Origin of the sequence: Bradyrhizobium sp. 170 (assembly GCF_023101085.1) — a bacterium.
Lineage (GTDB): Bacteria > Pseudomonadota > Alphaproteobacteria > Rhizobiales > Xanthobacteraceae > Bradyrhizobium.
Genome location: NZ_CP064703.1, coordinates 6,332,618 through 6,352,686, shown reverse-complemented (window position 1 = coordinate 6,352,686; position 20,069 = coordinate 6,332,618). Strand labels below are relative to the sequence as shown.

Annotated in this window: 20 protein-coding genes and 1 tRNA gene; 12 read left to right on the top strand and 9 right to left on the bottom strand. The window is 62.0% G+C overall.

What is annotated here, in order from left to right; genetic code table 11:
* Nucleotides 1-170 precede the first annotated feature (170 nt).
* The 4 genes from IVB05_RS29670 (at nucleotide 171) to IVB05_RS29655 (ending at nucleotide 4,583) form a co-directional block, all read left to right on the top strand.
* A tRNA-OTHER gene (locus IVB05_RS29670) sits at nucleotides 171-242 on the top strand.
* Between the two features lie 407 nt (nucleotides 243-649).
* Nucleotides 650-1,801, top strand: a complete 1,152-nt coding sequence (locus IVB05_RS29665) for a slipin family protein (RefSeq protein WP_247779508.1) — start codon at nucleotides 650-652, stop codon at nucleotides 1,799-1,801.
* A gap of 80 nt (nucleotides 1,802-1,881) precedes the next feature.
* A complete protein-coding gene (locus IVB05_RS29660; RefSeq protein ID WP_247779507.1) occupies nucleotides 1,882-3,237 on the top strand; it encodes an RtcB family protein in 1,356 nt (451 codons plus the stop codon).
* A 584-nt stretch (nucleotides 3,238-3,821) separates the two neighbouring features.
* A complete protein-coding gene (locus IVB05_RS29655; RefSeq protein WP_247779506.1) occupies nucleotides 3,822-4,583 on the top strand; it encodes a Crp/Fnr family transcriptional regulator in 762 nt (253 codons plus the stop codon).
* A 92-nt stretch (nucleotides 4,584-4,675) separates the two neighbouring features.
* Here IVB05_RS29655 and IVB05_RS29650 read toward each other — a convergent pair whose 3' ends face one another.
* The 4 genes from IVB05_RS29650 to IVB05_RS29635 form a co-directional block, all read right to left on the bottom strand.
* Nucleotides 4,676-4,873, bottom strand: coding sequence for a hypothetical protein (locus IVB05_RS29650; protein WP_247779504.1), 198 nt, complete (start codon nucleotides 4,871-4,873; stop codon nucleotides 4,676-4,678).
* A 42-nt stretch (nucleotides 4,874-4,915) separates the two neighbouring features.
* Nucleotides 4,916-5,128, bottom strand: a complete 213-nt coding sequence (locus tag IVB05_RS29645) for a hypothetical protein (protein ID WP_247779502.1) — start codon at nucleotides 5,126-5,128, stop codon at nucleotides 4,916-4,918.
* A 211-nt stretch (nucleotides 5,129-5,339) separates the two neighbouring features.
* Nucleotides 5,340-5,786, bottom strand: coding sequence for a phasin family protein (locus tag IVB05_RS29640; RefSeq protein WP_247779500.1), 447 nt, complete (start codon nucleotides 5,784-5,786; stop codon nucleotides 5,340-5,342).
* Nucleotides 5,787-6,232: 446 nt separating this feature from the next.
* Nucleotides 6,233-7,507: a serine hydrolase domain-containing protein gene (locus tag IVB05_RS29635; protein WP_247779498.1), complete on the bottom strand. Its 1,275-nt coding sequence runs from the start codon at nucleotides 7,505-7,507 to the stop codon at nucleotides 6,233-6,235.
* A 165-nt stretch (nucleotides 7,508-7,672) separates the two neighbouring features.
* Here IVB05_RS29635 and IVB05_RS29630 point away from each other — a divergent pair, with 165 nt between their 5' ends.
* From IVB05_RS29630 to IVB05_RS29620, 3 genes are all read left to right on the top strand, one after another.
* Nucleotides 7,673-8,632 (top strand): alpha/beta fold hydrolase, encoded by a 960-nt coding sequence (locus IVB05_RS29630; RefSeq protein ID WP_247779496.1) that lies wholly within the window; start codon nucleotides 7,673-7,675, stop codon nucleotides 8,630-8,632.
* A gap of 9 nt (nucleotides 8,633-8,641) precedes the next feature.
* Nucleotides 8,642-9,193 carry a MarR family transcriptional regulator gene (locus tag IVB05_RS29625; RefSeq protein WP_247779494.1) on the top strand — a complete coding sequence of 184 codons (552 nt, stop codon included), beginning with the start codon at nucleotides 8,642-8,644 and terminating at the stop codon, nucleotides 9,191-9,193.
* A gap of 223 nt (nucleotides 9,194-9,416) precedes the next feature.
* Nucleotides 9,417-9,704, top strand: a complete 288-nt coding sequence (locus IVB05_RS29620; protein ID WP_247779492.1) for a GIY-YIG nuclease family protein — start codon at nucleotides 9,417-9,419, stop codon at nucleotides 9,702-9,704.
* Between the two features lie 134 nt (nucleotides 9,705-9,838).
* Here IVB05_RS29620 and groL read toward each other — a convergent pair whose 3' ends face one another.
* Nucleotides 9,839-11,482 (bottom strand): chaperonin GroEL, encoded by a 1,644-nt coding sequence (gene groL, locus IVB05_RS29615; protein ID WP_247779490.1) that lies wholly within the window; start codon nucleotides 11,480-11,482, stop codon nucleotides 9,839-9,841.
* Nucleotides 11,483-11,573: 91 nt separating this feature from the next.
* Nucleotides 11,574-11,891 (bottom strand): co-chaperone GroES, encoded by a 318-nt coding sequence (locus IVB05_RS29610; RefSeq protein ID WP_212422108.1) that lies wholly within the window; start codon nucleotides 11,889-11,891, stop codon nucleotides 11,574-11,576.
* A gap of 393 nt (nucleotides 11,892-12,284) precedes the next feature.
* Here IVB05_RS29610 and IVB05_RS29605 point away from each other — a divergent pair, with 393 nt between their 5' ends.
* The gene (locus IVB05_RS29605; protein ID WP_247779488.1) at nucleotides 12,285-12,572 is read left to right on the top strand and encodes an usg protein; all 288 of its coding nucleotides are present in this window, start codon (nucleotides 12,285-12,287) and stop codon (nucleotides 12,570-12,572) included.
* Nucleotides 12,573-12,724: 152 nt separating this feature from the next.
* Nucleotides 12,725-13,270 (top strand): cupin domain-containing protein, encoded by a 546-nt coding sequence (locus IVB05_RS29600; protein WP_247779486.1) that lies wholly within the window; start codon nucleotides 12,725-12,727, stop codon nucleotides 13,268-13,270.
* Nucleotides 13,271-13,399: 129 nt separating this feature from the next.
* Here the strand turns inward: IVB05_RS29600 and IVB05_RS29595 are convergent, their stop codons facing one another.
* On the bottom strand, nucleotides 13,400-14,650 hold the full coding sequence (locus IVB05_RS29595) for a nucleoside transporter C-terminal domain-containing protein (protein ID WP_247779485.1): 1,251 nt from the start codon (nucleotides 14,648-14,650) through the stop codon (nucleotides 13,400-13,402).
* A gap of 112 nt (nucleotides 14,651-14,762) precedes the next feature.
* Between IVB05_RS29595 and IVB05_RS29590 the strand changes: the two genes are divergently transcribed.
* Entirely contained in the window at nucleotides 14,763-15,986 is a 1,224-nt protein-coding gene (locus IVB05_RS29590) for an MFS transporter (protein WP_247779483.1), read from the top strand.
* Between the two features lie 166 nt (nucleotides 15,987-16,152).
* Here the strand turns inward: IVB05_RS29590 and IVB05_RS29585 are convergent, their stop codons facing one another.
* Entirely contained in the window at nucleotides 16,153-16,917 is a 765-nt protein-coding gene (locus tag IVB05_RS29585; RefSeq protein ID WP_247779481.1) for an SDR family oxidoreductase, read from the bottom strand.
* Nucleotides 16,918-16,930: 13 nt separating this feature from the next.
* The gene (locus IVB05_RS29580; RefSeq protein ID WP_247779479.1) at nucleotides 16,931-17,689 is read right to left on the bottom strand and encodes a proteasome-type protease; all 759 of its coding nucleotides are present in this window, start codon (nucleotides 17,687-17,689) and stop codon (nucleotides 16,931-16,933) included.
* Between the two features lie 239 nt (nucleotides 17,690-17,928).
* On the opposite strand from IVB05_RS29580, the gene IVB05_RS29575 reads away from it, so the two are divergent.
* Nucleotides 17,929-18,315 carry a hypothetical protein gene (locus IVB05_RS29575; protein WP_247779477.1) on the top strand — a complete coding sequence of 129 codons (387 nt, stop codon included), beginning with the start codon at nucleotides 17,929-17,931 and terminating at the stop codon, nucleotides 18,313-18,315.
* A gap of 67 nt (nucleotides 18,316-18,382) precedes the next feature.
* Nucleotides 18,383-19,996: an ABC transporter substrate-binding protein gene (locus IVB05_RS29570; RefSeq protein ID WP_247779475.1), complete on the top strand. Its 1,614-nt coding sequence runs from the start codon at nucleotides 18,383-18,385 to the stop codon at nucleotides 19,994-19,996.
* Nucleotides 19,997-20,069 lie beyond the last annotated feature (73 nt).

The window sequence follows — 20,069 nt, the reverse complement described above, 5'->3', positions numbered from 1 at the left end:
TGAAGACACAGCATCTCCTCGATCGCGAAAAAAATCTCCTCAGCGCTCTTGCAACTGAAAGATGTTTCGTCTATTGACCCGCTCCTTCGCTTTGGCCATGGGTTCGGGCTCGTTGTGATCCCGACTGGCGCGGGCCGGTCTTGCGGTTTCGTGTTCCGCCAGGTGAAGACGCGATAGTAGCTCAGCGGTAGAGCGTCGGGGTGACCCGAAGGTCGCCGGTTCGATTCCGGTCTATGGCACCACAAAGGATAGCTCAGTTGGGTAGAGCAGATGAATCATAATCATCGGGTCGTGGGTTCGAATCCCGCTCCGCTCCGGTTCAGCCTAATACGCTGATTCCCATTGAAGGGGACCGGACGCGCGCTTCAGTCGCAGTCCGGCCGCATCGCCGCAAGGCTTTTCGTCCGAACCTAGACACTGTGAGACCGGCTTTGCGCCGCGGTGGATACCGCTTGCGTTGATGCCGGGTGGCAACGTTTGACCGCTCGACACACGTCGAGCGATCGAGCGCGTGCGCCCGCTATCTGCGCAAGCTCAAACTTGGCCCGCCGAGCTTTCAGGAAGCGTCGTCCGCGTCCCACGTCCTTTGCAAAACGAAACCCGCTTTCCGACCCCGCGAGGGCCGGAGGGCAAACCATGGAGGCGTGCCATGACCTGGCATTTGCTGATGAAGACGCTGACGGTGAAGGATGGCGAGCGCGCGTTGCTGACGCGTAACGGCAGGCTCGAGCGCATGCTCGAACCCGGTCGTCACCGGCTGTTCGATCTGCAGCGTCAGTTGACGGTGGAGATTTTCAACGTCGTTCGCGCGGAATTCCCCGCGGAGCGTTACGCCGTGCTGAAGGCCGCGCGGCCTGATCTGGCCACGGAGCTGTTCGAGGCTGTGGAGACGAAGGCGAACGAGATCGCCATCGTCAGCCTCGACGGCCGTCCCGTGCACCTGATGACGCCTTGGCAGGCGCGTGTCTACTGGAAGGTCGCTACCTCCATCGATGTCGAGCGCATCGATGTGGCGGGCGATCCCCGGGTGACCGAGCGTCATCTTGCGATGATCGAGCGCAACCGTCCCACCATCGTGACGGAAGCGGTGGTCGAAAACCACGAGGCTGGTCTGCTCTACGTCGAGGGCCGGCTGGTGGAGCGGCTTGCGCCGGGCCGGCACGCCTTCTGGATCGCCGGCCGCAAGATCGAGGTCAAGCGCCTCGATCTGCGTCCCCAGGCGGTCGAGATCACCGCGCAGGAAATGCTGACCAGGGATCGCATCGCACTGCGTGTGACCCTGACGGCGTTCCGCCGGATCGTCGACCCCGAGCGCGTGGTCGCGGCCGTGCCCGACGTGGATGCGTGGCTGTACCGGTTGGTGCAGTTCGCGATCCGTGAGGCGGTTGCCGGCCGCACGCTCGACGAGGTGTTGTCGGCGAAGGCTACGCTGGATGCGGAGCTGCGCGACTACGTCCGCGAGCGCATCGCCGACAGCGGTGTCGAGGTCTCCGAACTCGGCGTGAAGGACGTGATCCTGCCTGGCGAGATCCGCGAGCTCGTCAACAAGGTGGTGGAGGCGGAGCGGGTCGCGAAGGCGAACCTGATCCGCCGGCAGGAAGAGACGGCGGCGACGCGGTCGCTCCTGAACACCGCCAGGCTGATGGAGGAGAACCCTCTGCTGCTGCGGCTCAAGGAGCTGGAGTCGCTGGAGCGGCTAGTGGAGAAGGTCGGCCGGATCGACCTTCATGCGGGTGACGGGCAGGGCTTCGACGCGCTGCTCACAAAGCTGGTCCGTCTGAAGCCCGCGGAGAACGCATGACAGGAAGGGTCGCCCACGGGCGGCCCTTCATTGAATGAACGGAATGCGGCAAGGAACGGAAAATTCGTCGAGGCGAAACCATGAGAGTATCGCAGCCCATTGACGGCAACACCCTGATCGCCTGGGGCTTCAAACCGGGGCGCTGGTTCAAGGATGCCTTGCAGACCGCCAGCACCATGCGTGCCGGCGGCGCGGATGACGATGCGATCTTTGTCGCGCTGCAGGCCCTGCAGCCGATCGAAACGCTGATGCGAACCAACGGCCTCCAGTTCTCGATGCTGATCGATGCCGAGAACGAGTTGGAACGTGCCAACATCGCGGCGGTGGCCCAGCATATGGATGCATTGATGCGAGTCCCGACGATCGTGGCCGGCGCTGTGATGCCCGATGCCTGCCCGTCCGGCACGGTGGCCGGGACGATCCCGGTTGGCGGTGTCGTGGCATGCGACGATGCGATACATCCCGGATTCCATTCGTCGGACATTTGCTGCTCGGTCGCCATGACCGTGTTTGCCCGCAAGGATAATCCAAAGCGCATTCTCGATGCCGTTTGGGATGTCACCCATTTCGGTCCGGGCGGCCGAGACGGCGTTCACATGCCGCCCGACGAGATCATGTCGAGGTTTGACGGCAATCCGTTCCTGAGGGGACTTGAGAGGTTCGCGATCGGTCACTACGCCACGCAAGGCGACGGCAATCACTTTGCCTATGTCGGTCACCTCAAGTCGACGGGTCATGCCGCATTGGTGACGCACCATGGCTCTCGCGGCCTTGGCGCCCAGGTTTACAAGCGCGGAATGGCGGTCGCCAGAAAGCACACGGCGATCCACGCGCCGAAGATCCCCAGCCACAATGCCTGGATCAAGGCGTCAAGCGAACACGGCCGTGCCTACTGGGAGGCGCTGCAGATCGTGCGACTCTGGACCAAGGCCAACCACCAGGCGATCCATGACCTTACCGCCACGAAAATCGGAAATGGTGTCGCCGATCGCTTCTGGAACGAACACAACTTCGTCTTCAGAAAGGCAGATGGCCTGTTCGACCACGGTAAGGGGGCTACCCCGAACTGGTCCGGCTTCTCGGATGATGATGACGGACGCACCATCGTTCCGCTCAACATGGCCGAACCGGTCCTGGTGCTGAAGCACAAGGACAACAAGGAAGCGCTTGGCTTCGCGCCCCACGGCGCCGGCCGCAACATCGGACGCAAGGCTTTCCTGCGCGAGAACAAGCCTCGGCTGCCGACCGGCATCGATGCCCGCTACTGCGGTAAGCCCGACCTGTCGGAACTGCCGGAGGCTTACAAGAACGCCGCATCGGTACGATCGCAGATCACGAAATACGGCCTCGGGGAGGTGATCGATGAGGTGATCCCGTACGGTTCGATCATGGCCGGCGATTGGGAGGCCGATGCGCCATGGCGGAAGGCCAGATGAGCGTCTGCGGTCCCGCATCCGTGATGCAGTCAGGTTAGAGGGGACGCCGAATTCTACCGACAGCCGCATCCTCTCGGCTGTGGGATACATTCCGCTGGAGAATGTCATCGGTCGCGTCGGCCATGATTTTCTTTTCCCTCGATGCCGGTGACAACGGCTCGCAGCCTGCCATTCGCCACGGGCGGATCAGCACGGTGGTGCAATAGCGTGACACCAGTGGCTGCATTACAACGTCGGCGCCGCAACGCTGGACGCGGCTCTCGACGTGCGCGGCTTATTGAGAAACAAAGGCCGCCGTTTCAAGCGCTGATCGATCTGCCGTGCACCGGAATTGGAACCACGGTCCCGTAAGCTTACGGTGTTACCCATGCGTATTTTACGGTTGCGTCCGGAGGCTCATTTGCATCTAACTCTTTAAGGCCGCGGGCAGAAAGTTGGCTCGCGACCGAGCGTTTGATGTTTGTTGTTAGAGCGTGTTTGTGTGAGTACGCGTAGAGAGAGCAGATTTAATCTATGTTAAATTGTCCGTTTCGCGACACTCCAAATGGAGAACGCCGCAGACGCGTCACTGCGGGGTCTCCGCAGTGAAGCCTCGCGGCGGATTGGGCAATCGCCTGCTTGCAGCATTGCCTGCACCGGAGCTCGATCTGCTCGAACCCGAACTTGAGATGATCGCGCTCGATCAGGACGCGGTCCTTTCTCGAGCGGGCGACGATATCGAGTACGTCGTCTTTCCCCACAGCGGCGCGATCACCTTGATGATCGACATGGCGGACGGACACACGGTTGCCACCGCGGCAATCGGGCGTGAGGGTGCCGTCGGCATTCTTTCGGTGCTCGGGCCATCGCCCTCGGCCACGACGGCCGTCGTTCGTGCGGCCGGCACCGCTTCTCGGATTCCTGCATCGCGATTTCACGTTGTTTTTAATCGCAGTCCCGCGATCCGGCGCATGGTTCAAAATCACGTCAAGGCGATGCTGATGCAGTTCCAGCTCGGCTTGGCCTGTAATGCGCTGCATCCGGTCGAAGCCCGCATGGCTCGCTGGCTGCTTCAACTGCGGGACCGCGTCGACCATGATGTGCTCCCGCTCACCCAGCATGCACTGTCGCAAATGCTCGGTGTGCGGCGTACGACCGTGACGCTCCTGATGCGCAATCTGCGCGCGCGGGGAGCCATCAGGTCCGATCGACGAGGCCTGATCGAGATCGACCGGGTGCGGCTCTCGGCGGCGGCGTGCGAATGCCACGACGCCATGCATCTCGAAGTCGAGGAGATCTTCTCGACGAGTTCGGCCCAATCTCGCGCGGGGGGACTGCTCGAAGTCAGATCGCGCGATGCCAGGTGAGCATTTCGCGCGAACCGCTTGACCTTCCACGTCGCGACTTGCCGCTACCGCGTTACGGCAAAGCCCCATCAAGGAGCGGATGCTCCGTCTGATCAGGTTCTCTGCAGCCGATCACGCTCGACTGCCTGCTCGGATGCCGCCTCGAGCTTTGCAATTTCTCGCAGCACCTTCGCCGTCTGGCGCAGTTCCTTACGCTCAGGACCCGGCTTCAAGCGTCGCGCTTCGTCAAGAAATTCCTTGGCTTGCAGCAGCCAGGTGGATGTCTCGTTTGAGATTTGCATGCGCGCCATGGCGTCCCTCCATCGCGATGGTCACTTGATCTGTGTCGATGATTACGCCGGGGAGCCAGCGCTGAGACGCCGCACCCGGATGCTCGGCTCGTCGACCCAGGCTTCGCGCGCAAACCACGCGTGATCGGTGTGGCAGATCACGCAACGCGTGCGCGAGAAAAACACCGCGCTGCGCCCAAAGCTTTCGCGATCAGTCTTGATGCCGGTGGGAATCGCCAGTCCGGTTTGCGGACATTTGACCATAACCATACCCATGTCGCCCTCCCTTGCGATTGACTTGTTGTATTTCGTAAAAAAGCACCGGCCGGTTGGAGTACGCCTGTTGTCGGTGCGGGTTACTTGGGGGGCATCGCGCACCTTGTTTGTGCGAGCATTGGCCAGTGGGGGCTGCATGCTCGCCGGGCTTGTTCCAACCGGCCGGATCCCTCCTGAAAACGATTCCTTGGACGTGAACTGAGCGGGCTTGTTAGCCTGCTCGGTGGAAAACCTTCGTGAAGTGCTTACTGATCGGCTCACCCGTTTCGGTCGCAAGCTTCTGGGTAAGCGCCCACAATTCCCGGTTCTGGTCGGAAGCTGTGTCGAACGCCTTGCGCGTTTGCGCCGCGGACAATGTGAAAACATCGGTCGCTGACTTGCTGCCGCATAGATGGATCAAGAAATCGAGCGCAGAGGTGGCATTGGCGTTTGAGATTTCAAGCACCTTCAGCCCGTAGTCGGTCGCGCTTCTGGCATTGCCCGAATAGGTCTCGCGCAGCGCTTCCGTCATCTCCTCCGACGCGGCCTTGATCTTCTCGAAGCCTTCCCGGGCGCGGGCAAGGACCTGCTCGTTGCCGCCGATGCCAGGCAAGGCGAACTTCGAGAAGTCCGGTAGCGGCATCCCGAAGACATTGGTTCCGTTCGCTGTCACTTTCATTTCGCTTTCACTCACGCAACATTACTCCTTCTCAAGCGAAAGCATTCTCCGCAACGCTCGCTTGCGTCACGAGAGCTCACGCTCCGTGTTCGATCAGATTTTGGATGAGCTTTGATTTAGCCCCGACCCAATACGACTTTGGCCTAAGAGAAGGTGAGCGTCGGTTCGAAATGCGACTCTCGCGAAATTTTTTTTGAGATTGTCAACGCATACGATCGTATATTTACGGAGCGCTGTGCATAACAGGGATATCTCAGGGAGCAGGACGCCTTTTCTTCAGCGTAGCGTTGCAAGGGAGACGTTGGCGCTAGCTGTGTTGTGGCGGGCATTTACATCGTCTGCTCAAACAAAAATCCCGGCATCGCTGCCGGGGTTTTGCATTCCCTGCGTATCGTCTTGAAGCGCTGGACGTGGAAATCCCGTCCGCCCTTGTTGCCAGTCGGTCGCTACTTGTCGTCCTTGCTCGAATTCATTGCGCCGTAGACCATCGCCCTCAGTTCGGCATGATAGGCGGCGCGGATCGACGGGCCTTGCACGAAGACGATACCGACCAGCTTTTCCTTCGGGTCGACGAAGTAGCGCGGTCCGGTGATGCCACCCCAGAACAGGTCGCCGACATTGCCCTGGAACGGAGCGCCGCCGGTGCTCACCCTGACCGGATTGACCAGGCTCCAGGAATAGCCGTCCCCGGGATGGGCGACGCCGCGCATCGTTCCGATCTGATCGGCCAGCGCCCATCGAACGGTCATCGGCGACAGCAGGCGCCTGCCGTCGAGCGTTCCGCCATTGACGAGCATTTGCAGCAGCCGGAAGTAATCGCCTGTGGTGGATGCCATGCCCGCGCCACCCGAAAACCGCTTGGGTGCCCGCGTCACGTTCAGCCAGTCGAACACCCACATATCGGGGTCCGTCGGCAGCGGCCGCGCGTAGCGTGCGACGGCGTCACCTTGAACATGAAACGTGGTGTCGCTCATCCTGAGCGGATCCAGCACCAGTTCCTTCAGGGCGACGTCGAGCGGTTTCTTGGTGACGCGTTCAATAATATGACCGAGCAGGTCGGTCGCGATCGAATACTCGAAGGAGGTGCCCGGCGAGAAAGCCAGCGGCAATGTCGCCAGCTTCTGCAGCATCTCATCGGCCGTCATGTTGTCGACGCGATCGATGCCCAGCTCCTTGTATTTGGTGCGCAGCGGATTGGGCGGGAAGAAGAAATAGGTGAAGCCGGCGCGGTGGGTCATCAGATCGTGAACCGTCGGCTGGCGCGCCGGGGCGGCGAGTTCGGACGTCACATTGCCGCTGGCGTCTTTCTTCTCGATTTTGAGGTCCTTCAGTTCGGGAAGATAAAGCGCGATCGGCGCCATGACCTGCAATCTGTTCTGCTCGAACAGCCGAAGTGCGGCCACGGTGGTGATCAGCTTTGTCGACGAGGCAATCGCATGAATGGAGTTGCGCTGCATCGGGACTTTCTTGTCCTTGTCCGCCCACCCGACCGCCTCGTGAAGAACCACCTGACCATCACGGGCAATCAGGACCACCGCGCCCGGCGTCCTGCCCTTGTCGACGTCGGCCTGCAACCATCCCGTGATGGCCTTCAGTTTCTCCGTGTCGAACCCCGCACGCGATGAGGCCGTGGCGACCACCGCGTCGCGTGCGAAGCCGGGTACAGGCGCGGCGAGCGCCGTGCCCGCCGCCAACAAAAGTGCCAGTGCGATGTTGCGCATGGTTGCTTCTCCCCCTGTTTTGAAGCCTGCTTCGGGGCACAAGGCGCGCCGCCGGCAGCTTCTTGTTATGGAGCCAGATTAGACTAATTAGTACGATGTCGCACTATAGACCTTGGAATAGCGTGGAGATGGTGCGATGCAGGATTTCGCGGGTGCGGTAAGGCCATGACGAAGCGATTGCTGCGGATCGAGACGGCTGACGGCGAGATGGCGCTCGGCCTGTGGGAGATGGCGCCGGCAGGCGAGGCGCTTCATCCGCCGGTGCTGCTGATGCACGGCGCTTCTTTCGGATCGGCGCTGTTCGATCTTCCGCTTGCCGGTTACTCGCTGATGCAGGAGCTCGCGAGCGGCGGCCGCTTCGTCTATGCGCTCGATGTTCGCGGGTATGGCGCGTCGGTCGCGCACGACGTGATGAACGCGCCGCCGGACGCACATCCGCCGTTTTCCCGGGCGCGGCACGCCGTCGCGGACATTGGCGTGGCGGTGTCAGCCATTCTGCAGCGACGCTCGGTTCAATCGATCGACCTGATCGGCTTTTCGTGGGGCTCGATCATCGCGGGTTGGTACGCCAGCGGACATGCCGCCGAAGTTCGCAGGCTGGTGCTCTACGCGCCGCTGTTCGCCGAGAACAACCCGATGTGGCTGGAGCGGATCGGCGATCCCGCAGACGGGCGCAGGCTGGCCGGGCATTTTGGCGCCTATCGCCTGATTACCAGGAACGATGTCACTGCGCGCTGGAACGGCGATGTGTCCGGCGACCCGCGCGATGTGCGCGAGGATGGCGTGGTGGAAAAATTATTCGAGACTCTGGCAGCCAATGATCCGCGCGCCGGCTTGCATCATCCGCCGGCGTTTCGTTGTCCGAACGGCGCATTTGCCGACTTGATCGAGGTGTTCAACGGCCAGCCGCTGTATGATCCGCGAACGATCACCACGCCTGTCCTGCTGGTGCGGGGAGAGCGCGACACCACCTCGACAAGGACCGACATGCAGCGGCTGCAATCAGCGATCGGCTCGGTGAACAAAACCTGTCTGGAAATACCCGGCGGCTCGCATTTCCTCTGTATCGAGAAGAATCACGTGAGCCTATACCGGGCGATAACGGCCTTTCTGGCGGGGAATTGAGTGGCGGCAATGGCGGGTAGAGCGGCAGCGAAGCGCAGGACCGGCAAGACAGAAGAGTTGAATGTCGGCTGGCAGCCCGGCGAACGCGTGCTTCACGGATTGCTGCTCGAGGCGATCCTGAGGGACAATCCAATCCCCGTGGCGTACCGGATGAACTACATCGCCAATTTCTATGTCGGTCCGCTGGTGGCGATGATGGAGAAGTCGTTCAAGCTGACACGCTCCGAATGGATCGTCCTGTTCTGCCTGACGCGGCAGCCGCGCCTGAACGCCCAGCAGATCAGCACGGTGACCGGGCGACCGAAAACCAGCATCGCGAGCGCGGTCAAGCTGCTCCAGAAAAAAGGACTGATCACGCGCAAGACCGACATTGCCGACAGCCGTCGCCAGGTTTTGCACCTGAGCGAATCCGGACAACGCACCTATGCCGCGATCATCAAGAGTTTTGTCGAACGCGAAAAGGAAATGCTGCAAACGCTCGATCCGGGTGAGCGGCGCGAACTCGTCCGGCTGTTCGGCAAGATCATCGCCGCTGCGGATGCGTGGGCCAAACCTTATTGAGGGGGTGTTCCGTGGGGGGTGTAATGAATAGGCTAATTTACGTCACAGTCTTTATTGATCGAAGAGCGATCGCAAAATATCCTTCGTCATTCCGGGGCGACGCGCAGCGTCGAGCCCGGAATCCATAACCACGATCGGGAGTATGGATTCCCCGATGCGCAACTGCGCATCTGAGGTCCGCGCCAAGCGGCGCGTCCCGGAATGAATGACGGTCGAGATTGTGATGGCATACTACGTCTATCTGCTTGCCAGCAGGAAACACGGTACGCTGTATCTCGGCGTGACCAATGACATCGTGCGTCGCGTATATGAGCACAAGACGAAGGCAGTCCCTGGATTCACTACACGGTACGGTGTCGACAAACTGGTGTGGTTCGAAATTTACGAGGATGCGCTGACGGCGATTGCTCGCGAGAAAGAACTTAAGAAATGGCGGCGCGACTGGAAGATACGGCTTGTCGAAGAGCAGAATCCGGGATGGGTGGATCTCTATCCCGGTATCTCCAATTAGCATTCGTGGTTATGGATTCCGGGCTCGCGCCAGGGGCGCGCCCCGGAATGACGGGGGAGGGAATTCGGCAAACAAAAACCCCGGCATCGCTGCCGGGGTTTTGCATTCCTTGATAGTCGCCTTGAGTGGCTGGATTAGAAGTCCATGCCGCCCATGCCGCCGCCCGGAGGCATGCCGCCGCCGCCGCCGGCGTTCTTCTTCGGCAGTTCGGCGATCATGGCTTCGGTGGTGATCAGGAGCGCCGCGACCGAGGCCGCGTTCTGGATCGCCGCACGAACCACCTTGGTCGGGTCGATGATGCCCTTGGTGACCAGGTTGCCGTATTCGCCGGTCTGCGAGTCGAAGCCGTAATTGTACTGCTCCTTCTCGAGGATCTTGCCGACGATGACGGAACCGTCTTCGCCTGCGTTGATCGCGATCTGGCGGGCCGGCGCGGAGAGCGCCTTGCGCACGATCTCGACGCCGGTCTTCTGGTCGTCGTTCTGGGTCTTGATGCGCTTGAGCTGCTCGGAGGCGCGGAGCAGGGCGACGCCGCCGCCCGGCACGATGCCTTCTTCAACCGCCGCACGGGTCGCATGCATCGCGTCATCCACGCGATCCTTGCGCTCCTTCACCTCGACTTCGGTCGCGCCGCCGACGCGGATCACGGCGACGCCGCCCGCGAGCTTGGCCAGACGCTCCTGCAGCTTCTCACGGTCGTAGTCCGAGGTGGTTTCCTCGATCTGCGCCTTGATCTGCTGCACGCGCGCTTCGATGTCGGCCTTCTTGCCGGCGCCGTTGACGATGGTGGTGTTTTCCTTGTCGATCATCACCTTCTTGGCGCGACCGAGCATCTGCAGCGTGACGTTCTCCATCTTGATGCCGAGATCTTCCGAGATCGCCTGACCGCCGGTCAGAACCGCGATGTCCTGCAGCATGGCCTTGCGGCGATCGCCGAAGCCCGGAGCCTTGACGGCGGCAACCTTGAGGCCACCACGCAGACGGTTGACGACGAGGGTGGCGAGGGCTTCGCCTTCGACGTCTTCCGCGACGATGACCAGCGGCTTGCCGGTCTGCACCACGGCCTCGAGCAGCGGCAGCAGCTCGTTCAGGTTGGAGAGCTTCTTCTCGTTGATCAGGATGTAGGCGTCGTCGAATTCGACGCGCATCTTGTCGGCGTTGGTGACGAAGTAGGGCGAGATGTAGCCGCGGTCGAACTGCATGCCCTCGACGACGTCGAGTTCGGTTTCGAGCGACTTGGCTTCTTCAACCGTGATGACGCCCTCGTTGCCGACCTTCTTCATGGCATCGGCCAGGAACTTGCCGATTTCGGCGTCGCCGTTGGCGGAGATGGTGCCGACCTGGGCGATTTCCTCGTTCGAGGTGACCTTCTTGGAGTTCTTGACGAGGTCGGCGACCACGGCTTCCACCGCCAGGTCGATACCGCGCTTCAGATCCATCGGGTTCATGCCGGCGGCAACCGACTTGGCGCCTTCACGGACGATCGCAGCCGCGAGAACGGTCGCGGTGGTGGTGCCGTCGCCGGCAGCGTCGGCCGACTTGGAAGCGACTTCGCGCACCATCTGCGCGCCCATGTTCTCGAACTTGTCTTCGAGCTCGATTTCCTTGGCGACAGTGACGCCGTCCTTGGTGATGCGGGGAGCGCCGAACGACTTGTCGAGGACGACGTTGCGGCCCTTCGGACCGAGCGTCACCTTGACGGCGTTGGCGAGAATGTCGACGCCGCGCAGCATGCGGTCGCGGGCATCTACGCCGAATTTTACTTCTTTAGCTGACATATTTGATATCCCTGAGTTGATGCTTGTCTCTCACCCTGTCGGGGAGGCGCCTTGCGGGCGCTCCTCAGGGTGAGCGTTGCAGGCGATGCGCTTAGGCAGCCTTCTTCTTGGTGCCGGCGGGGACGTCGAGCACGCCCATGATGTCGCTCTCCTTCATGATCAGGAGATCTTCACCGTCGATCTTGACCTCGGTGCCCGACCATTTGCCGAACAGAACGCGGTCGCCGACCTTGAGGTCGATCGGGATCAGTTTGCCGGCTTCGTCGCGGCCACCCGGGCCGACGGCGGTGATTTCGCCCTGCGAGGGCTTTTCCTTGGCACTGTCCGGAATGATGATGCCGCCAGCGGTCTTCTCTTCGGCGTCGATGCGCTTGACCACGACGCGGTCGTGAAGCGGACGGAATTTCATGCAGTCCTCCTAAGTTTCTGAAGATGTTATCAGAATTGGAAATTTTGGCAGTCCGGGCCAGCGAGTGCCAGCTCGGCTGCGGCTGATTTAGGCCAGTCTTGTTCGGGGGACAAGGGCTTCTAGCAGAAAAATTGGCACTCAAATATGACGCCTGCCAATTTCATTAATCATGATTAATCGGGTCGGCCGGACCCAAGGCCCCGTACAAGCCCCCGAATTAGCACGTGCGGTAAGCTGCTGCTAATGCGTGAACTTTCAACAATTCATTAAACATTTAGGCTTGTGATGGGTTGGTATCGTGCGTCACATTTCTCTCATGTGAGCGCATCTCCGCCGGGGTGGCTCGGTGTGTGGCCACCACGTGAAATGCGCTTCCAGCAATGGAGGTTTGGCATGGTCTCGCGGGTTGGCGTTGCTTCCGAAGACTTCCGGAAGCAGGTGCTGGGTTACGGGCTGACGACGGCGAAAATCCTGTATCGGATGCCGGATCATCCCTCATTGCTGCAGACCTATGTCTGGCAGAACTACGATCTCTGCCCGAAATTTCCGGCGCTCAAGGATTTCCTGGCCTTCTGGCAGGAAAAGCTTGATGGCCCGTTGTTCTCCGTGACGGTCGCGCATTCCAGGCTGATCAAGCCCGCCGAGCTGCGCGCGGTGGATGGCGTGTTCAGGCTGCATTGATCGAGGTGGCGTAGGGGGCAAAGCGAAGCGTGCCCACCATGCCAATTTCTATCACGCTCCTGATGGTGGGCACGGCGCAAGCGCGCCTTTGCCCACCCTACGAAATCCGATTTGTGTTAGCCTCCCGCCACAAACAAAAAAGGGAGGCACCCATGGCCAAGAAGAAAGTCGCGTCGCGCGCCGCGGCGCAGCCCGCTGTGAAGAAGAAATGGTCGGGCCACAAGACGGCAGCCAAATCCTCACCCCGCAAGACCATCAAGAAGGCGAGGGGCGTTGCGGCGGCAAAGTCGAAACCGGCCAGGAAGGCGCGGCCGAAACAGCGCATCGCCATCAGCCATCACCGCGAAGAAGATTTCAAGGCCGACGGCCTGCGCGCTTACGCGCATTACCGCGACCTCGGCATCGCTGACGCAACCCACGGCCTGGCGCAGGCGCATGTGATCCGCCTGCAGGGTCCCTGCAATCCGGCGGAAGTTTCAAAACTGCATTACCACGACGTCGAATTCCAGATGGTCTACGTGCTCAAGGGCTGGGTGAAGACCTACATGGAAGGTCAGGGCGAGACGCTGATGAAAGAGGGCAGCGCCTGGACCCAGCCGCCGCGCATCAAGCACCTGATCATGGATTATTCGGACGACGTCGAATTGCTGGAAGTGATTTTGCCGGCGGAGTTCAAGACGGTGGAATTGGCGAGTTGACCTTGTAGCCCGGATGGAGCCAACGGGTCGCGCGAACGCGCGCCCGATGACAGGCTCCGCGAAATCCGGGGCCGCTGCGAGTGATTGAACACGTGTCCCGGATTGTGCTTCGCTCCATCCAGGCTACGGCTACGTCATCACCCCCACGATCGCCCCCATCAGGCACGTCGTCAGCGTGCCTGAGACGATCGACTTCAGCCCGAGCGCATTGATCTCCTCGCGACGCTCCGGGGCCATAGTGCCGAGGCCGCCGATCATGATGCCGAGGCTGGCAAAATTGGCAAAGCCGCACATCGCATAGAGTATGATCAGCCGCGAGCGTGGGTCGAGCGTGTCAGCGCCGAGTTTTGACAGGTCGACATAGGCGATCAATTCGTTGAGCACGGTCTTGGTGCCCATCAGGCTTCCCGCCGTGATCGCCTGCGGCCACGGCAGGCCCATCAGCCAGCACACCGGCGCCATCAGGTAGCCGAGGAGACGCTGCAACGAAATTTTCGCGCCGCCGATCTCGGGCAACAGCCCGAGGATGGCGTTGGCGAGATAGACCAGCGCGACGAGCACCAAGAGCATGGCGACGATGTTAAGCAGCAGCTCAAGCCCGGCCGTAGTGCCCTTGACGATCGCATCCATGGTGCTCGAGGTTTGCATGTCGGGATCTTCCAATGATCCGCCGGTGCGCTTGTCTGAAGTCTCCGGCACCATGATCAGGCTGATCAGGATGGCCGCCGGCGCGCTCAGCACGGATGCAATGACAAAATGCGCCGCCGCGTCCGGTATCAGCGGCGCGAGGAAGGTGGCGTAGAGCACCAGCACGGTGCCGGCGATGCCGGCCATGCCGCCGGTCATCACCAGAAACAATTCGCTGCGGGTGAGTTGCGCGAGATAGGGGCGGATGAACAGCGGCGCCTCGACCATGCCGAGAAAGATATTCGCCGCGGTCGACAGCCCCACCGCGCCGCCGACGCCGAGCGTGCGCTCCAGGAGCCATGCCATGCCGCGCACGATCGGCGGCAGGATGCGCCAGTAGAACAGCAGCGTCGTCAGAACGCTCATGACCAGCACGATCGGCAGGGCCTGAAACGCCAGGATGAAATCCGCGCCCGGCGCCTTGAGGTCGAATGGAAGCGCGCCGCCGCCGAGATAACCGAACACGAACGACGTGCCGGCGCGGGATGCCGCCGAGACGGTGTTGACGGCGTCGTTGATGGCGCCGAACGCCCTTGCCACCGGCGGCAGCTTGAGCAGCACCAGCGCCGTGACGACGGTGACCGCAAGCCCGACCGCCATTTGCCGCAACGACACCGCGCGGCGATTCTCGCTGAGCGCCCATGCGATCGCCAGCAACGCCAGAACGCCGAACCCCGATTGCAGTTGCAGCATGAATCCCCCGCCAACCCCAGGAGCGATTATGCCAGCGCCGGGCGGCCACGCAATGCCGTGTTGCGGGCCTGCCCGTTGACATCGGCATCGCGCTCGGCCACCGCTCTTGCCCATGTCCTCGACGATGCCGGTGGGCGCCCGCGAGTTGCTCAGGCACGGGCCGTTCCTGTTCTTCCTGTTGTCGCGAAGCCTTTCGCGCTTCGCCAGCCAGATTGCGGCGGTCGCGATCGGCTGGCAGATCTACGACATCACCGGCAGCGCCTTTCAGCTCGGCATGGTCGGGCTGGTGCAATTCCTGCCCACGGCGCTGCTTGTCTTCGTCGCCGGCCATGCCGCCGACCGGTTCGAGCGCAAGCGCGTTGTCCAGCTTTGCCAACTCGCGGAAGCGGCGACGGCGCTGTTCCTGGCCGTCAGCACCTTTGCCGGCTGGCTCACCGTGCCGCAGATATTCATCGCCACCTTCGTGATCGGGATCGCCGGCGCGTTCGAGAGCCCCGCCACGGCCGCGCTGCTGCCGCTGATCGCGCCCAAAGGTTCGGTGCAGCGCGCGACCGCGATCTCCTCCGGCGCGGCGCAGGTCGCGACCATCACCGGGCCTGCACTCGGCGGGCTGGCCTATGTGTTCGCGCCAAGCCTGCCTTATTTCGTCATCGTCGCCTTCTGGTTGGCGGGCGCGGTTCTGACCGGCTTCATCCATATGACGAGGCAGGAGCTTGCGAAGCCGGATGCGACGGCAGACGATGTATTTGCCGGCGTCCGCTTCATCCGCAACAATCCGGCGATCCTCGGCACCATCTCGCTCGATCTGTTCGCCGTGCTGCTCGGCGGCGTCACGGCGCTGCTGCCGATCTATGCCCGCGACATCCTGCAGACCGGTCCGCTCGGCCTCGGCATCCTGCGCGCCGCGCCCGCGATCGGGGCGCTGCTGATGACGATCGTGCTGGCGCGCTACGTTATCAACCGACATATCGGATTACGGATGTTTCAGGCCGTGATCGTGTTCGGCGCGGCGACCGTCGTGTTCGCTCTCTCGCAGTGGATGTGGCTGTCGGTGCTGGCGCTGGCGGTGCTGGGCGCGGCCGATACGATCAGCGTGGTGATCCGTTTTTCGCTGGTGCAGCTTTCGACACCCGACGAGATGCGCGGCCGGGTCGGCGCGGTCAATTTCCTCTTCATCAATGCCTCAAACCAGCTCGGCCAGTTCGAGAGCGGCGTCACCGCGGCGCTGTTCGGCACCGTGCCGGCCGCCGTGCTCGGCGGCGTCGGCACCATCGCGATCGCGCTGCTGTGGATGAAGTTGTTCCCGGCGCTGCGGAAGGTGGAGCGGCTGGAGTAAGGGTGGGCTGGTTGCGTTACGAAGCCTCAGCATGTCGTCCCTGCGAACGCAGGGACCCATACCGCGTGATCTCTCGTGTGAACACGAACGGTAGACGCCTCGTAACTCAATCAGCGCCGCGGAGTATGGGTCCCCGCTTTCGCGGGGACGACGGCGGTGGGTTTGTCTACCCCCGTCCCACGAACGGCATCTTCGTCGCCATCACCGTCATGAACAGCACGTTGGCATCCAGCGGCAGGCCGGCCATGTAGGCGACCGCATCGCCGACGGCCTTCGCGTCCATGCGCGGTTCGTGTTTCGTCGTGCCATCGGGCTGCATCACGCCGGGGCCGGCGACCATGCGGTCCGTCATGGGAGTCGCAGCATTGCCGATGTCGACCTGGCCGACCGCGATATCGTACATGCGGCCGTCGAGGTTGCTGGCCTTGGTCAGGCCCGTGATCGCATGCTTGGTGGAGGTATAGGCCGCGGAGAACGGCCGTGGCGCGTGCGCCGAGATCGAGCCGTTGTTGATGATGCGGCCGCCGCGCGGGTTCTGGTCCTTCATGATGCGGAAGGCGTGCTGGGTGCACAGGAAGGGGCCGGTGAGGTTGGTGTTCACCACCGCCTGCCACTGCTCGAGGCTGAGATCCTCGAAGTTGACCGGCGGTGCGCCCATCCCGGCATTGTTGAACAGCACGTCGAGCCGGCCATAGGTGTCCATCACCTTGGCGAACAAAGCTGCGATCGAGCCGGGGTTGGTCATGTCGGCGGACACGCACAGGCTCTTGCCGACATTGTCGCCGAGCTTCTTGGTTTCTTCCAGCATCTCCATGCGCCGCCCGGCGAGCACCACGGTGAAGCCGGCATTCATCAGCGCCAGCGATGCCGCGCGTCCGACGCCGGTGCCGGCACCGGTAACGATCGCGATCTTGTTTGTTGCGTCGGCCATTGTTTCCTCGCCTTCAGTTTTTTGTTTCTGTTTCGGATTTGTAGGGTGGTCTTGGAATATTCTGGTGCGCCGCGCGCAGCGCCGCCGACCAGCGCGAGCGCAGGTCGTGGAAGTAAGGCTCGCCCGCCTCGATGCGGTGGTTGAGATCGGCCTCGCAGGCATCCGTGCGCACCACCAGAACGTCGATCGGCAGGCCGACGCCGAGATTGGAGCGCATGGTCGAATCCATCGAGATCAGGCCGGTCTTCAGCGCCTCATACAGTTCGACGTCGTAGTGCATCGCGCGATCGAGCACAGGCTTGCCATATTTGTGCTCGCCGATCTGCAAATAGGGCGTGTCGGTGGTGCATTCGATGAAATTGCCGGCGGTATAGACCATGAACAGCCGCATACGCGAGCCCTTGATCTGTCCGCCGAACAGGAAGGAGACGTCGAAGGAGACGTCTTCGGACCGCAGCGCCGGGCCTTCGGTGGCATGGACCAGGCGGATCGCCCGCCCGATGCGCTGCGCCGCCTGGAACATGGTCGGCGCGTTCATCAGCGTCTCGATCTCGCCGGTGTCGGGATCTTCGATGCCCTCGGTCAATGTCGACAGCACCGACTGGCTGATCGCCAGGTTGCCGGCGCTGGCGATCGCCATGATGCGCTCGCCGGGCTTGCTGAAGATATGGAGCTTGCGGAAGGTCGAGACGTTGTCGAGGCCGGCATTGGTGCGGGTATCCGCGATCATGACGAGACCGTCCCGCACCAGAATTCCGCAACAATAGGTCATTCCCGATCCCCGAACGCGCCCGATTTTTTCGGCGCCAAAGCATAGCGTTTTCGAGCGAAGTGGGTACCGGTTCGCATGAAGAAAACGCGTCAAGCAAGACACTAGAGCCCGGTTCTGATGCAATCAGAACCGACAAGGCTCTAGTAGCCAATTTCAAGGTGGCGTCCAACCCCAATTCCCGTGGCGCGGCATGCGCCGAACGGGTAAAAAAGCCGTCGCATCCATGGGCGGGGGAAGGCATGCGGAAACCAGCTCTGATTGGCGCGATCGCGGCAACGCTGCTCGTGGGCACCGCCGGCGCCCAGGCCGGCCCATGGGAAGACGGCATGGTGGCCTACAACCGCGGCGACTATGTGCCGGCGATCCGGCTGTTCCGTCCGCTGGCGGAAGCGGGCAATCCGAAGGCGCAGAATCAGATCGGGCTGATGTACCGCAAGGGCGAGGGGACGGTGCAGAGCCCGGCCCGCGCGTTCATGTGGTTCAGCCTTGCCGCCAAGCGTGGCGATGCCAAGGCCAAGGCGGAATTGCGTGCGGTTTCGGGAACCATGACGCCGGCCGAAATCTCGCAGGGGCGGGCAATGGCTGACGCGTGCGAGGCGTCGAACTATCGCAATTGCGAGTATTGATTAGGCGAGCCGTCTCCGGCACGCTGCCTCTCCCATAAGAACAAGAATCTCCGGGGAGGGGGGCACCATGCGCGCCAGCACCATGTCAGGCGGATCAACCGGGTCGATGGCTGCGCTGCTTTGCGTCGTGCTGCTTGCCGCAAGCCCCGCCGCAGCGCAGAAAAAAGGCGGCACGCTGCGGCTCTATCACAACGACAATCCGCCCTCGACCTCGCTGCATGAGGAAGCGACGATCGCCTCGGTGACGCCGTTCGCGGCGATCTTCAACAATCTCGTGGTGTTCGATCCCGCCAGGGTTCATGAGAGCATCGACACCGTCATTCCGGATCTGGCCGAAAGCTGGTCGTGGGATTCCACCAACACCAAACTGACGTTCAAGCTGCGGCAGGGTGTGAAATGGCATGACGGCCAGCCGTTCACGGCCAAGGACGTGCAGTGCACCTGGCGGATGCTGATCGGGAAGACCGAGACCCAGGACTTCAAGCGCAATCCGCGAAAAGTCTGGTACACGAAGCTGCAGGATGTCAGCATCAACGGCGATTATGAGGCGACCTTCGAGCTGAGCGAGCCGCAGCCGAGCCTGCCGGTGTTGCTGGCGAGCGCGTTTTCGCCGGTCTATCCCTGTCATGTGCCGCAGCAGGTGATGCGCACCAAGCCTGTCGGCACCGGCCCCTTCAAATTCGTCGAGTTCAGGCGCGGCGAGTCGGTGCGTCTGGTGCGCAATTCCGATTACTGGAAGAAGGACCGGCCTTATCTCGACGAGATTACGTTCCGCATGATCGACAGCCGCGCCACGCGCATGCTGGCGTTCGCCACCGGTGACTACGACATCACCTTTCCCTCCGACGTCAGCATTCCCTTGATGAAGGACATCAAGGCGCGCGCGCCGCACGCGATTTGCGAGATGACGGGCACGGGAACCCAGATCAATCTGATGGTCAACCGCGTCAATCCGCCGTTCGACAATCCGGATATCCGAAAGGCCATGTCGCTGGCGCTGGACCGCAAGCCCTTCAACACCATCCTGATGGAGGGGATGGCGCGGATGGGCGGGGCGATGCTGGCCAAGCCCGAAGGCGAGTGGGGCATGCCGCCGGAAATGGTGTCGTTGTTGACCGGCTACGGCCCGGATGCCGAAAAGAACATCGCCGAGGCGCAGGCGATCATGCAGAAGCTCGGCTACAGCGACGCCAAACCGCTGCAGATCAAGATCCAGACCCGGAACCTGCCGACCTATCGCGATCCCGCTGTCATCCTGACCGACCAGCTCAAGAAGATCTACATCACGAGCGAGCTCGACATTCTCGACACGCCGCGCTGGTACGCGCGGCTGGCAAAGAAGGATTACACGATCGGACTGAACGTCACCGGCGTCAGCGTCGACGATCCCGACGGCAACATCGTCGAGAACTATTCCTGCAAGTCGGAGCGCAACTACACGCAGTATTGCAACGCCGAGGTCGACCGGCTGCTGGCCGCGCAATCGAGCGAGCTCGACAAGGAAAAGCGCAGGAAGATGGTCTGGGACATCGAGCGGCTGCTGGTTGAGGACGCCGCGCGGCCGATCATCCTGCACTCATCGGCCGGCAATTGCTGGCAACCCCATGTGAAGAACTTCCGGCCGCATGACAACAGCCAGTACAACAATCTGCGGTTCGAGGACGTCTGGCTGGATAAGTGACGGCCGAAAGGCCGTCATCTACGATGCGCAATTGCGCATCTGAGGGCGCGCTTAGCGCGAACCCGGGATCCAT